The 14,012-nt window shown below is 59.2% G+C and carries 12 protein-coding genes and 2 tRNA genes; 4 read left to right on the top strand and 10 right to left on the bottom strand.

Going from position 1 to position 14,012, the window contains the following annotated elements; translation table 11 throughout:
- The first annotated feature begins 114 nt into the window (after positions 1-114).
- Positions 115-1,401 (top strand): phosphopyruvate hydratase, encoded by a 1,287-nt coding sequence (gene eno / locus ACOVQ0_RS07275; protein WP_421882181.1) that lies wholly within the window; start codon positions 115-117, stop codon positions 1,399-1,401.
- 77 nt (positions 1,402-1,478) lie between these two features.
- Here the strand turns inward: eno and ACOVQ0_RS07270 are convergent, their stop codons facing one another.
- Positions 1,479-2,006 (bottom strand): MarR family transcriptional regulator, encoded by a 528-nt coding sequence (locus ACOVQ0_RS07270; RefSeq protein ID WP_421882178.1) that lies wholly within the window; start codon positions 2,004-2,006, stop codon positions 1,479-1,481.
- A gap of 215 nt (positions 2,007-2,221) precedes the next feature.
- The gene (locus ACOVQ0_RS07265) at positions 2,222-2,485 is read right to left on the bottom strand and encodes a hypothetical protein (RefSeq protein ID WP_421882175.1); all 264 of its coding nucleotides are present in this window, start codon (positions 2,483-2,485) and stop codon (positions 2,222-2,224) included.
- A 142-nt stretch (positions 2,486-2,627) separates the two neighbouring features.
- Here ACOVQ0_RS07265 and ACOVQ0_RS07260 point away from each other — a divergent pair, with 142 nt between their 5' ends.
- Both ACOVQ0_RS07260 and ACOVQ0_RS07255 read left to right on the top strand, forming a co-directional pair.
- A complete protein-coding gene (locus ACOVQ0_RS07260; RefSeq protein ID WP_421882171.1) occupies positions 2,628-3,716 on the top strand; it encodes a phosphotransferase family protein in 1,089 nt (362 codons plus the stop codon).
- Positions 3,716-4,807 carry a hypothetical protein gene (locus ACOVQ0_RS07255; RefSeq protein WP_421882168.1) on the top strand — a complete coding sequence of 364 codons (1,092 nt, stop codon included), beginning with the start codon at positions 3,716-3,718 and terminating at the stop codon, positions 4,805-4,807. Before ACOVQ0_RS07260 ends, ACOVQ0_RS07255 begins: the two co-directional genes overlap by 1 nt.
- Positions 4,808-4,851: 44 nt before the next feature.
- Here the strand turns inward: ACOVQ0_RS07255 and ribH are convergent, their stop codons facing one another.
- Positions 4,852-5,271 carry a 6,7-dimethyl-8-ribityllumazine synthase gene (gene ribH / locus ACOVQ0_RS07250; protein WP_421882164.1) on the bottom strand — a complete coding sequence of 140 codons (420 nt, stop codon included), beginning with the start codon at positions 5,269-5,271 and terminating at the stop codon, positions 4,852-4,854.
- 371 nt (positions 5,272-5,642) lie between these two features.
- Between ribH and ACOVQ0_RS07245 the strand changes: the two genes are divergently transcribed.
- Complete coding sequence (locus ACOVQ0_RS07245) at positions 5,643-8,582, top strand: TonB-dependent receptor (protein WP_421882161.1); 2,940 nt, start codon at positions 5,643-5,645, stop codon at positions 8,580-8,582.
- 66 nt (positions 8,583-8,648) lie between these two features.
- Here ACOVQ0_RS07245 and ACOVQ0_RS07240 read toward each other — a convergent pair whose 3' ends face one another.
- The 7 genes from ACOVQ0_RS07240 to mreC form a co-directional block, all read right to left on the bottom strand.
- Positions 8,649-8,990: a putative quinol monooxygenase gene (locus ACOVQ0_RS07240; RefSeq protein WP_421882157.1), complete on the bottom strand. Its 342-nt coding sequence runs from the start codon at positions 8,988-8,990 to the stop codon at positions 8,649-8,651.
- A gap of 109 nt (positions 8,991-9,099) precedes the next feature.
- A tRNA-Lys gene (locus ACOVQ0_RS07235) sits at positions 9,100-9,175 on the bottom strand.
- Between the two features lie 42 nt (positions 9,176-9,217).
- Positions 9,218-9,293 (bottom strand) — tRNA-Lys (locus tag ACOVQ0_RS07230).
- Positions 9,294-9,369: 76 nt separating this feature from the next.
- Positions 9,370-10,485, bottom strand: a complete 1,116-nt coding sequence (gene rodA, locus ACOVQ0_RS07225) for a rod shape-determining protein RodA (RefSeq protein ID WP_421882154.1) — start codon at positions 10,483-10,485, stop codon at positions 9,370-9,372.
- A complete protein-coding gene (gene mrdA / locus ACOVQ0_RS07220; protein WP_421882152.1) occupies positions 10,485-12,551 on the bottom strand; it encodes a penicillin-binding protein 2 in 2,067 nt (688 codons plus the stop codon). Before mrdA ends, rodA begins: the two co-directional genes overlap by 1 nt.
- A 5-nt stretch (positions 12,552-12,556) precedes the next feature.
- Positions 12,557-13,111 carry a rod shape-determining protein MreD gene (locus ACOVQ0_RS07215; protein WP_421882149.1) on the bottom strand — a complete coding sequence of 185 codons (555 nt, stop codon included), beginning with the start codon at positions 13,109-13,111 and terminating at the stop codon, positions 12,557-12,559.
- Positions 13,108-14,012, bottom strand: a 905-nt coding sequence (gene mreC, locus ACOVQ0_RS07210) for a rod shape-determining protein MreC (RefSeq protein ID WP_421882146.1), incomplete at its 5' end; no start/stop codon positions are given. The genes mreC and ACOVQ0_RS07215, both read right to left, overlap by 4 nt.

The raw sequence follows: 14,012 nt of genomic DNA, 5'->3' as shown, positions 1-14,012 counted from the left end.
GACCCGGATAGGTATGTTGCACTGCAAACGCGGCTTGCCTGCCACGGTTCCAGCAGATAGGAGCCGCGCCAAACCTTGGCGCCGATTGTGCCGCCGCACTGCAGGGAGCAGACCATGACCGCGATCATCGACATCCATGCGCGTGAAATTCTCGACAGCCGTGGCAATCCCACTGTCGAGGTCGACATCCTGCTTGAAGACGGCAGCTTTGGCCGCGCTGCTGTGCCTTCGGGCGCGTCCACCGGTGCGCATGAAGCCGTGGAACTGCGCGATGGCGACAAGGCACGTTATCTGGGCAAGGGGGTGACCAAGGCCGTCACCGCCGTCAATTCGGACATTGCCGAAGCCATTCTGGGCATGGACGCCGAAGACCAGCGCGATGTCGATCTTGCGATGATCGAACTGGACGGCACCGAGAACAAGAGCCGCCTTGGCGCGAACGCCATTCTGGGCACCAGCCTTGCCATTGCCAAGGCTGCAGCCGATGCGCGCGGGTTGCCGCTCTACAGCTATGTTGGCGGTGTTTCAGCCCATGTCCTGCCGGTGCCGATGATGAACATCATCAATGGCGGCGAACATGCTGACAACCCGATCGATTTTCAGGAATTCATGGTCATGCCGGTGGGCGCGCCGTCGCTCGCCGAAGCGGTGCGTTGGGGGGCGGAGATTTTCCATACCCTGAAGAAGGGCCTCCACGAAAAGGGCCTTGCTACGGCTGTAGGCGATGAGGGTGGCTTTGCCCCGAACCTCGCCAGCACGCGCGACGCGCTCGATTTCATCATGGCTTCCATCGAGAAGGCCGGATTCAAGCCGGGCACCGATATCAAGCTGGCGCTCGATTGCGCGGCCACGGAGTTCTTCAAGAACGGCAAGTACGAAATCAGTGGCGAAGGCCTCTCGCTCTCGCCTGATGCTATGGCAGACTACCTTGCTGCGCTCTGCGATGCCTATCCGATCATCTCGATCGAAGATGGCATGAGCGAAGACGATTTCGAAGGCTGGGCCGCGCTTACCGCCAAGGTTGGCAAGCGCGTGCAGCTGGTGGGTGACGATCTGTTCGTAACGAACCCCCGCCGCCTTGAAATGGGCATCGGAAAGGGGCTTGCCAACTCGCTGCTCGTGAAGGTCAACCAGATCGGTTCGCTTACCGAAACGCTGGAAGCAGTCAGCATTGCACAGCGCAATGGCTACACCGCCGTCATGTCGCACCGTTCGGGTGAAACCGAAGACGCGACGATTGCCGATCTCGCGGTGGCGACGAACTGCGGCCAGATCAAGACCGGTTCGCTCGCGCGTTCGGACCGTCTCGCCAAGTACAACCAGTTGATCCGTATCGAGGAAGAGCTGGGCATGTCGGCGCGTTATGCCGGTGCTGCGGCTTTCGGTCGTCTCGGCGCCTGACCTGTTAAGGCAGATTGCAAAAAGGGCGGCGGTTTCCGGTGGAAGCCGCCGCCCTTTGATTGTCTGCAATCCGTGGGTTATTGTGCCGTGCGCAAGGCGGGGGAGCCGATTTCTTCATCGCTGCGCATATCGCCTGACACTTCTGAAAAGTAGGCCACCATCTTTTCGTAACCCTCGGTCGAAAGCCGAACGAAGACGCGGCGTGCATCGTTCATGTCGTTCTCTCGAATGATCAAGCCTTTTTCTTCAAGCACGGTCAGCCAGCGCAGCGCTGTAGTCGCCGGAACAGCCGCGCCGATGCAGGCGCTGGTTACGGGTAAGCGTTTGCGTTCCTTCGCTGCGATAAAAAGGTCGAGCAGGATGTCCCACGCGGGTTCCCCGAACAGTGCGGGGTCTGCGAAAATATTCCCCCGGCGACGGCGGTCGCGATAGGTCGAACGGGCAATTTCGGCCCATACCGGACTGTCTTTTATGTTGTGATTGCTGGCAAATTCATCGCTGCGCCCATCACCATCGCTGGCCTCAAGTTCGTGCGCGATGGCGAGCAATTCGTTGGCGGCGGCGATCAGGCGTCTGGCCTTTGCGCGAAGTTGATCCTTGCCCATCCGTTGGCAACCCCCTGTTGCAGTGTACGGGACCGGTGAAGGTTCGGTCTGTGCAGATGGGATCAATCAATAGCGTTGATTGGGCCATTCGGGCATGTCCTAAGTAAATAGCCTTATATTGCGGCAGCGTATGATATAAAAATTGTTGGTTATCAGCGGAATGGTGCGGATGAATAACCTCTGCATCGGATATTGTGCCGCCGAATTGGAGCAGACTATGGTGTATCGGCTTTGATCTGACTCCGTTCTGGATTCAAAAGATAGCGCCATACCCCCCATCCATTCACCAACAGCAATGCGCTGTTCTGAATGGCGACCGATGAAGCACTATTCTTTATTCCTGAAACGATCCAGGCGATTGATACAAAGACGAATAGCACAAACCCCCAACCGGTCGCGCGGCGGCCCGCATCAAGCGCAACCAACCCTGCCGCGATTATGGTGCCTATTGCCGCAAACCACTCGAGAACGCCGTTCATGTTTTGCTCCACTTCCGGCAATGAACTGCAGATCAACCGACACATTGCGGCACCGTTCCGTCTTACCTGATTTAAACGGTCAATTGAAACGCACTTCCCAAGTGTGTGCCGCTCTGCCAGCCTGCGTTCGGGAGAGAAGGACATGGCAGATTTTCCGACGCGCCCAAGCGACGTGGATGCAGCGTGGATCGAGGCGCAACTCGATAAATCGGGTGTTCTGGGCGATGCGCGCATTGCGTCGTTCGAGTGGGAGGCCATCGGAACGGGGCAAGTGGGCGATACCGCCCGGTTTACGCTGCGCTATTCAGGCGACGCTGCACAAGCGCCGCGCACGCTGGCCGCAAAGTTTCCGTCGGCCGATGCCACCAGTCGCCAGACCGCCACGGCGTTTTCGCTCTATCGCAAGGAAGTGCTGTTTTATCAACAGGCTGCTGCACACATTGCCATGCGCGTGCCGCACACTTATGCGGCAATGCTGGATGATAACCAGTGCGATTTCGTCCTGCTGTTCGAGGATCTCGGCCCTTGTGTTGCCGGTAATCAGCTCGCGGGGTGCACACTGGCGCAGGCGCAGGATGCTATGCGGCAAGCGGCCGCCCTTCATGCACCGACCGTTGAAAGCCCGCTGCTTGAGGCTGAATGGCTAAGGCCCGATCCACAGGCGATTGCCACTTTGCGGGCGCTCTACCCACAAGCGCAAGCTATCTTTCGGGAACGATATTCCAAAGACTTACCAGCTGAACTCATGGTTGTTTGTGAAGGTTTGAACGACAATCTCGATCTCTGGTTTGATCGCACGCACCGGCGGCGTAGCCTGCTTCACGGTGATTTTCGGCTCGACAACATGCTATTCGATATTCGCGGCGGTGCAGAGCCGATTGCACTGGTCGATTGGCAGACCTGCGCGGTTGGCTGCAACCTGACAGACATCGGATATTTTCTTGGCTGCGGCATCGGCTCTGCGCTTCGGCGACCGAACGAACGGGCGCTGCTTGACCTCTATTGCGCCGAAATGTCCCGGCGCGGGGTAATGCTGACGCGCGATGAAGTGTGGGACGATTACCGCATCGCTGCACTTCACGGTGTATCCACCGCAGTTTTCAGCGCGGCTTTCGTCGTCCGCACCGGCAGGGGCGATGCCAACTTCCTCTCGATGGCCGAAGGGGCCTGCGAGCTTGCCCTGGAACACGATAGCCTTGGCGCACTGAAGCGCCGGATGGAGCACGCCTGATGTTGACCAAGGGTGATGACTTTCCGTTGCACCAGACGCCTGAGCCAGTCGCCTATGCCGGAACCGACCGCAATTTTTACGACCGTTATTTCTTCAACGGCTATGCCCCCGATGGATCGGGGTTCTTCGCGATTGCCCTTGGGATTTACCCGCATCTCAATGTTGCTGATGCGCATTTCTCCTGTATTCGTAATGGGAAGCAGTACAATCTTCATGCCTCACGTGAATTGGGTATGGAGCGCCTTGACCTGTCGGTTGGTCCGATTTCGATCGAGGTGATCGAACCCCTCAAGACCTTGCGAGTCCGCGTTAACGGGGAAGGGCTGTCCGCCGATCTGACGTTCACGGGGCGAGCTTTCCCGATCGAGGAACCGCGATTTACCTACCGCATCGGTCCGCGCACTTTCATGGACTACACGCGCCTGACGCAGAATGGCCACTACTCCGGTTGGATAGAGGTGGACGGGGATCGTCAGGATCTGGCGCTTGGTACCGTCGGTACGCGCGACCGAAGCTGGGGGGTGCGGCCGGTGGGCGCTTCTGACGCTCAGCCACATGGGCACGGCGTAGTCTCGTCATTCTTCTGGCAGTGGACCCCGGTCAACCTGCCCTCCCGCTCGCTGTTCTTTCACATCAACGCCGATCGCCACGGCGCGCCGTGGAATACCCGTGCGGTCATCGCGCCAGATGGCGCTGATCATGATGGTTTCTACGAAACACCGGCCGCCTCAATGCAGTCGCCAATGCAGGCGGGCACGCGCTGGCCTGCAAGCGGGGAGCTTTCGATCCAGCGTCCCGAAGGACCGCTGACGCTGCTATTTGAACCGATAGTCCGGTTCCAGATGCGCGGGTTGGGATATACCAGTCCGAAGTGGGGGCACGGCCTTTACCACGGCGCGCTTGCCGTGGAGCGTGAGGATTTCGCCCTTGCCGATCTTGATCCGATGGCACCGACGCTTGAAAATTTGCACGTCCAGATCATCTCGCGCGTTACGACCAGTGACGGCGAGGTCGGCATTGGCGGCTTTGAACAGCTTGTGATCGGCCCTTACGCGCCGTGGGGCCTCAAAGGATATGATGATCCGGGCTGAGGCCCCACGATTGAGACTCGGGCTTTAAAGATCAGGCCCAGCGCTTACGCCCAACGCTCACGCAAGGCGAGCAGGGCAAGCGCTGCCTTTGCCGCTTCGCCGCCCTTGTCCTTCTGCTTGGGGTCGGCGCGAACGATGGCTTGCGCTTCGTTCTCGACGGTAAGGATGCCATTGCCAATGGCCATGCCGTCCATCGTGAGTGCCATGATTCCGCGCGCACTTTCACCGGCTACGATCTCGAAGTGGTAGGTTTCGCCGCGAATGACGACGCCGATCGCCACGTAGCCTTCATAGTCGCCCGACTGATCGGCCAGCGCTATCGCTCCCGGAATTTCCAGTGCGCCGGGTACGGTGATGACTTCGGCCTTGTGTCCGGCTGCCTTGATTGCCGCCTTTGCGCCCTCCACCAGCATGTCGTTCATATGGTCATAGAAACGGGCTTCGACGATCAGGAACTTGGCCATGAGTTTCGGTCCTCAATAAGAAGATGATGATGCGCACGCATTCTATGCGTCGTTAATGGGTCGCCCTACCGTCCATCCCGACACATTGCCACGACAATCGAGTCGCAGAATTCTGCCAATGGCGAGGGTCAGCAGGGGGTGGTGATTCGGCATTCTCACAGTGTGCGGTGCTATGCAAGTTTGCGCATCACATCATGATGTCATGCATTTTCATGCAATCCTTGCCATAATGGTCGCAATTGCAACGTCCTTCCCTTACGGAAACCCCTATTTTTAATTATCCGGTTGACAAAGATTCCGCCCCGTTATGTCCTGTGTCTCAGGTAGCTCGCAACAAATGACGGGCACCGCTGGAGAGAGAGGTCTGAGCTATGAGGGGCAAGCTTTCCCTGCTGGCTGGCGTATGTGTCGCCGCCGTTTCCGCACCAGTTTTCGCGCAGGAAGCACCGCAAACTGCCGATAACAATTTCGGCCTGGAAGAGATCATCGTGACGGCGCAGCGTCAGGCGCAACGCCTGCAGGATGTGCCGATCGCGGTCAGCGCCTTCTCGCCTGAAGCTCTGGACAAGCAACAGATCCGCAATACGCTGGATCTGCAACTCTCATTGCCCAACATCACGTTCACCAAGACGAACTTCACCTCATCAAGCTTTACCATTCGCGGCATCGGTGACCTTTGTGTTGGCGTGACCTGCGATCAGGCAACCGCGATCCATCTCAATGACTCGCCGCTGTTTGCCACACGCCTGTTCGAAGGAGAATTTTACGATCTGGCGCAAGTGCAGGTCCTGCGTGGGCCGCAGGGAACGCTGTTCGGTCGTAACGCCACCTCGGGCGTGGTCGACCTGATCACCGCAAAGCCAGACCTCAGTGGGTTCGGCGCTTCGGGCGATGCAGAATATGGCAACTACGATTCAGTACGTGTGCGCGGCATGGTCAACCTGCCGATCGGCGACACTCTGGGTGTTCGTCTTGCTGGTTTCTACCTGAACCGTGAGGGGTACACCAAGAACCTGTTCGACAATTCCCGCATCGACGATCGCAACATGTACAGCGTTCGCGGTTCGCTGCGGTTCGAACCGGGCACGGGCACCACGATCGATCTCATGGCGCAGTATTTCCATGAGCGCGACAACCGTATGCGCATCCAGAAGCAGGTCTGTCAGCCTGATCCGACCGGCATTCTCGGCTGTCTCAATGCGAACCTGCCTTATGGGACCACCAACGGAAACTCGACGCTTGCTGCCATTTTGGGGTCGCGTGAATTCTTTGCAATCCGGGGGCTGCCCACCGCGTTTGCCTCGGGCAGCATTTACGGAACGGACACCTATTCCGGGGCGGTTAACCCAGCCGACCCGCGCGTCGTCAACACTGATACCAAGCCTAGCTACTTTACCGAGGAACTCATCGTTGTGGGTTCCTGGGATCAGGAACTTGGAGGCGGCCTCAACCTCAAGCTGACGGGCAACTATCAGGATGTGAAAGTTGACTCGAGCCAAGACTATAACAACTCGGTCCAGAGCCGCTCGCTGATCCAGCCCTCGCTCAACACGCTGGCGGCTGCGCAGGCGGGCTTGCTGGGGGCAGGGTTGCAGCGCTATCTCGGCCCTGTTGCAGCGGCGCTCATGCCCAATGGCCCCGCAGGTGTGATCTGCACTTCTGCACCGGTTGAATCGGGTACCGGCGTGTTTGGCGGGAACCGCGTTTGCGGCATGACCCCGCTCGATTTCGACCGTTCGGTGCAATACAACAAGAGCTGGTCGGCTGAAGCGATCTTCAGTTCTGACTGGGACGGCAAGTTCAACTTCCTGCTGGGCGGTATCTACAGCGATTATTCGCTCAGCGAAAACAGCTACTATGTGAACTCGTTCGGCCTCGATTATTTCACGGGCGTAGTGGGGGCGTTTTCGGCTCTCGGTGCCGGTGCTCCACCGTCGTATCTGGCGACGCCGTTCTTCCGCAACAATTCCGACCAGCTCGACATCAAGAGCTACGGCATTTTCGGTGAAGCCTACTACAAGTTCGACGACCGGGTGAAGCTGACGCTGGGCCTGCGTTACAATAACGACGACAAGAAGATTCGAGCACGAACGACCCTGGCGAACTTCCTGACGCCGTTCGGGACCGCTGATGTGTTCAGTTCGCCTTTCGTGGGCAGTTTCGATGCGGATCCAAGCCTCGCCGGGAATCAGCTTTTCCAGAACCGCAATGCCCAGTTCAAGGAAATCACCGGGCGTGCGGTTCTGGATTTCCAGATCACGCCGGACAACCTTGTCTATCTGTCCTACTCGCGTGGCTACAAGTCGGGGGGCATCAACCCGCCGCTTTCGCCGATCTTCACAGTGCCGGAATCGTTCGCGCCCGAATTCATCGACGCTTTCGAAATCGGTACGAAGAACCAGTTCGGCGGCCTGACGCTGAACCTCACCGGCTTCTACTACAAGTACAAGGGCCTGCAGCTTTCCCGTATCGTCGCGCGCACTTCGGTGAACGATAATGTGAATGCGAATATCTGGGGCCTCGAAGCCGAAGCTGTCATGCGGCCTGTGCGCGGCATGACGGTGAATGTCTCTGCCAGCTACCTGAATACCAAGGTTTCGCAGGACAAGTTCCTTGCGAACCCGCGTGACTTCGGTGCGGGCCGTTCGGATGCGGTGATCATCAAGGACATCACCAACGCCGCCAACTGCGCCGTTGCCTCTACCTCAGGCAGTGTCGCGGGCGTCAACGCCTTTGTGAACACGGTCAACGCCCAGATCAACGCTGGGGCAATTCCCGGCGTTGCTGCAGGCGCCGGACTGCGCCCCACCACTTCGTTCGGCGCCAACAGCGGCATCGCTTCGACCGGGGCCTACAGTATCTGTGCGGCTCTTGAAGGCGTTGCTGCTGCTACCGGTGGCGGCGCGCCGTTCGGCGGGGTTCAGGTGTTCACATCGGGCATTCCCGTGAACATCAAGGACAATCAGTTGCCGGGTGCACCAAACGTGAAGGTGTCGGGCGGGGCTGAATACGCCATCCCGCTTGGTGGGTTGACCCTGACGCCGCGTGCCGACTTCATCATGACCGGCACGTCCACGGGCAGCATCTTCAACGGCAATATCAACCGCATTCCAAGCTATACGCAGGTCAACGCCCAGATTCAGTTGGATGGGCCGGAAAACAAGTGGTTCCTGCGTGGGTTCATTCAGAACGTCGGCAATTCGAACCCGATTACCGGCCTATACATCACCGATCAGTCATCGGGCAATTTCACCAACATCTTCACGCTTGAACCCCGCCGCTACGGCGTGGCTGCAGGGTTCAAGTTCTAGAATATTTCGACGTCAACCAGACGCGAAACACTGCGCGCCGGGACTTTCGGGTTCCGGCGCATCTTTTTAGCTGAACTCTGCCTGCGGTAACCCGCTGCCATCATAGACCGGCTGCTTGGCGACAACCTTGTATTTGTCCACTTCCGCGCCCGTCATCCCGGCCTCGACAAGATAGTTTGCCATGCTGCGGTATAGCGGCCCTGCGAGATGCGCGGCCAGTGCGCCGACGTCTTCCCATTCTTCGTAAACCCATATCCGCGACGGCTTGAGCGGATCGGCATTCCAAACGTAGTGAATGCAACCACGCTCTTCGTATGTCGGCAGGATGAACTGCGCGCCACCTCGCACAACGTCCGCCGCATCTTTGCCGTCAAAGTCAATCCAGCCCCACAGGGTCACCCGCTCCATCCATGCTCTCCCGTTGTCTAGGATAACAGAATGCTAGGCATCCGGCAGCCTGCACGGAATTGGCCATTCCATCAGGTTGTTTATGCTGAAACTGCAGTGGGATGAATAATGGTGGACGCACTTGGGCTCGAACCAAGGACCCGCTGATTAAGAGTCAGCTGCTCTACCAACTGAGCTATGCGTCCATGCCCGACAGGATCCGCATTGGTGGCGGCGGGAAGTGGCGGTGGTGGACGCACTAGGGCTCGAACCTAGGACCCGCTGATTAAGAGTCAGCTGCTCTACCAACTGAGCTATGCGTCCATGCCATCAGGCATTCCCGTTCGGGAGCCGCCCCAATAGCGATTTTATCGGCGCTGCCAAGCCCCAAATTGCACTTTTACGAAAGGCCTTTTGGGCCGCTGCGGCTCCAGCGCTCTACAGCCATGATTGTGCCGATGCAGATCATGTTGGTCATCATTGAGGAACCGCCGTGGCTCATCCACGGTAGCGGGATGCCGACAACCGGAGCGAGGCCCATGACCATCATCAGATTGATGCACATGTAGAAGAAGATGGTCATCGTCATCCCGCTGGCCAGCAGGCGTGAGAACCGGTCTGGCGCTGCGAGCGAGACCTTGAGGCCCCAGCGGAAAATCAGGCCGAACACGATCAGAACGAACAGCCCACCCAACATGCCCCATTCTTCGGCCATTGTGGCGAACACAAAATCAGTGTGCGATTCGGGAAGGTAATTCAGGTGGCTTTGTGATCCGTTTCCGAAGCCCTTGCCGATGAGCCCGCCCGACCCGATCGCGATTTTCGATTGCGTTATGTGATAGCCCGATCCCAAAGGATCGTTTTCAGGGTCGAGGAACACCAGTACACGCTTTCGCTGATAGTCATGCAGAAGCGTGAAGAAGGCGAGCGGCGCAATTACGAGTCCAGCGGCGCCGGCTCCCAGGAACCAGCGCAGCGGCAGGCCGGCCATGAACATCACGACGACGGCACCAAAGGTAATGGCAAGGCCAGTGCCCAGATCAGGTTGCAACATGACCAGTCCTGCCGGAATCCCGAGCAAGACTGCCGCTGGCGCCAACGCCCGCCAGCTTTGCGTTTCGCCCACGGGCAGAACGGAATAAAACCAGGCCAGAACCAGCACGATGCCGGGCTTCATCAGTTCAGACGGCTGCAGGGTCATGAAGCCCAGATTGAGCCAGCGCTGGCTACCGCCACCGATTCCGCCGATGAGTTCGACCAGCATCAACAGCACGCACAGCAAGGCGTATGCTGGTAGCGCCATCTTGCGGAACAGATCCTGCGGCAGGCGGGCAATTACCATCGCCATGATCAGAAAAACACAGAACCGTACCAGATGCGACATGGCCCAGACATCGAATCGGCCCCCTGCTGCTGAATCGAGCACGGCCGACCCGAAGCCGACCAGCGCCATCAATGGCAGCAGTACGCTCCAGGGTTGGCGAGCGATTGTGGCGGGAACATATGCGCGTGGCATTACTGTCCTCCGGTCGTGGCGGCAGGGGTTGCTGCTGCAGGCGCAGGCACCTGATCCGGTGCAGGGGCTTCAGGTTCGGGCCTCGGCGATGCGGCATCGGTTTGTGCCGTGGTAGGCTCGCTAGGCTTGCGGCCTTCCTCTACCCGCTCGGTGACTTCCTCATCGTTCGGCACGGGCTTGGGGGCCGAAGCGCCGTATTTGGCCGCGAAGGCATCGTAGCGTGATGTCATGCGTTGCTGCACGTTGCCGCCCCACTGCTTCTCGAACCCGTCGAGGACTTCCATCGCCTTGGCCGGGTCGAAGATATAGGTCATCACATCGCGCGCGATGGGGTAGGCGGCGCTGGACCCACCACCATGTTCGATCACCACGGCACAGGCAAACTTGGGTTTGTCGAATGGGGCAAAGGCGATGAAATGGCCGTGGTCACGATATTTCCATTGCCCGCTTTTGCCGTTGGCGATGTTCAGGCCGACGACTTGCGCCGTGCCGGTCTTGCCCGCCATCAGCACATCCACTGGCAATTTTGCGCGCCCAGCAGTGCCGCGCCCATTCACCACTTCGCTCATCGCTGCGTGAACGTAATCGAGGTGATCCTGCCGGAAGCCCATTGACGGCGGAGGCGGCGCGTTTCGATCAAGTAGAAGTCGGGGCATCACCTGCCGCCCGGATGCGATGCGCGATGCCATCACCGCCTGTTGCAGCGGGTTGGACAGCATGTAGCCTTGGCCGATGGTTGCGTTCACAGTGTCGTAAACGGCCCATTCCTTGCCATACTTCTTCAACTTCCACGCGGGATCAGGAACTGTGCCGTAGGATTGACCCGGATAGGGCATGGGAAATTCCTGCCCCATACCCAGACGCCGTGCCATCGCGGCGATCTTGTCCATCCCGATCTTTTGCGCGAAATGGTAGAAATAGACGTCGCACGATTGATAGATCGCCTTGGCCATATCCACCGAGCCGTGACCGCGCCGGTTCCAGCAGTGGAACACACGGTTGCCCACGCGTAAACCGCCGCCGCAACCCACGCTGGCCGAAGGATCCAGCCCTGCTTCCAGAAACGACATGGCGATCATCGGCTTGACCGTAGAACCCGGCGGGTACAGGCCGCGCAGCACCTTGTTGCGCAGGGGAACATGATCGTCTTCGGACAGCATCTTCCATTCGATGCGTCCAATACCATCTGAAAAGCTGTTCGGATCGAAGCTGGGCATGGACGCCATCGCAAGGATGTCGCCCGTTTCGCAATCCATGACGACAACCGAACCGGATTCCAGTCCGATACGCCTTGCCGCGTAGTCTTGCAGGCCTGCATTGATCGTCAACTGAATAGGCTTGCCAGGCACATCTTCGCGCGTGCCGAGGTCGCGAACGATCCGGCCCGAAGCTGTGGCTTCGACCCTGCGAGCGCCGGGAACGCCACGCAGACGTGTTTCGAAGTGTTTTTCCAGCCCGTCCTTGCCGATCTTGAATCCCGGTGTGACGAGCAGCGGATTACGTTCTTTTTCGTAGTCCTCTGCCGATGCCGCGCCGACATATCCGACCATGTGCCCAACCGAGGCACCGAAGGGGTAGAAGCGTGAAAAGCCCTGCTGCGGGATGACGCCCGGAAGTTCTGGCAGTCGTACCGAAACCGCCGCAAACTTGTCCCAATCGAGGCTGGCTGCGACTTCGACTGGCTGAAATCCGCGCGCCTTGTCCAGTTTGTCGCGAATGTCGCGGACTTTGTCGGGCGGAAGGGAAAGCAGTCCGGCCAGCGTTTCCATTGTCCTGTCCGGGTCAACCACCCGATCCGGGATGAGATCGACGCGGAAGTCCGCGCGGTTGGAGGCAAGGGCCTTTCCGAAGCGGTCCAGCACCCACCCCCGGCGCGGCGGGATCAGCGTAAGGTTGACGCGATTGCTTTCCGACGCCGCCTGGTACTTTTCGTTCTGCGCTACAGCGAGGTAGCCCAATCGGGTTGCCAGTAGGGTTCCGACACCTGCCTGCAGCGAACCTAGCACAAAGGTCCGTCGTTCGAACCGGTTGCTGAGAATGGCCGACGTCATCGGCAGCTTCGCCATTGCCCTCAGAGCCTTTTCAGCGGGAGGAGGCGAAGCCGATCAAGCAGCGCAACAACGCTGGTGATCGCAGGATAAAGTGCCAACGAAAGCAGCAATTGTGGGCCTACGACCAGCGGCAGCGGGTAGCCCGTGGCAATGCCGGACAATATTGCGCAAAGCACGAGATAGATCGCGATCAGTCCGCTAGCCGCCATCCAGTCCTGCACGAAACCGCGCCACAAGAACCGTTCGTCTACCAGTTCCATCGCAAGCATAGTGGCGGACCACAACACTATGCCTGATCCAAAGGCCTGGCCTGAATAGAGATCATCAAAAAATCCCAGCGGCAGTCCCGCCCATATCGGCAACATGCCGGGGCGCATCATGCGCCATGCCAGCAACATCATGTAGGCCAAAGGAGGGACCACCGGGGCCGATGCGATAACGGGCGAAAAGCTGGCCATTGAGGTCAGCATGATTGTGACCCACGGCAAGCCAAGCGCAAGCGCGGGCAAGGGCGCGCGGTTGATCCGCTTGCGCACGAGCTCTTCGGGCGACGGTACAAATCGATCGAAATTCACGGCTCTTCCGCGGCAGCTTTCGCGCCATCCTCGACAATGCGTTCAAGATCGGCCCGAGCCTGTGCGCTGAAGGCCTGTTCGACAACGACATAGACGTTATCGGCAGGATCGGCGGCGAGGTGTCCGGTTGCGCCGTCGCGATGCGGCGATGTTGCCACTGCCACGGGAATGCCCGGCGGATAGAGACCGCCCGAACCGGATGTCACGAAGACATCGCCTTTTTTGAGCGGGTTGACGCCCATGTTGATCAGGCGAATATCGATACGGCCATCGGATGCGCCTTGCACAAAGGCAGATAGCCCGTCGCTTGCGCGGCGCACGGGCACCACGTTATCGGGATCGGTCACCAGCAACACCCGTGCGGTGCGGGGGCCAGTTTCGATCACGCGCCCGATCAATCCTGAAGCAGCGCGGACGGGCTGTCCCGGAACGATGCCCTGTGTGCTACCGGCATCGATCACTGCGTAACGGCGCGTACTTGATCCGGTTGATCCGATAAGGTGTGCAGTCGCCACGGGTTTGCGCGCCGGATCGATGATGCCCAGAAGCGCCTTGAGGCGACGGTTCTCTCCCTCCAGCGCTTGCATTGAAACGGCATTGGCGCGTGCAGCTTCCACTTCGCGGCGAAGCTCGGCGTTTTGCTGACCTGCCTTGAAATAGGCCCCGATAGCCGCAAACACACCTTGCCCGGCAAAGCGGCTTTCGGCACCGGCACGCCCCACCGGTCTTGCGACTTCGGCAGCGGCGCTTCGGGCGAACGAGAAGGCGTCAGGATTGATCAGCGACACGGCGAGCACGGCAAGACCTGCTACGACGCCAAGAATGGCGATCACGTAGCCGGTGAAAATCCCGTACTGCGCCCTGCGCGAATAGCCCGGGCGCCGGTCCTGCGACCGCGCCA

It is taken from the genome of Novosphingobium sp. (genome assembly GCF_049240505.1).
Lineage (GTDB): Bacteria > Pseudomonadota > Alphaproteobacteria > Sphingomonadales > Sphingomonadaceae > Novosphingobium.
Note: the sequence above shows the minus strand (reverse complement) of the source record. Positions and strands in the feature narration are given on the sequence as shown.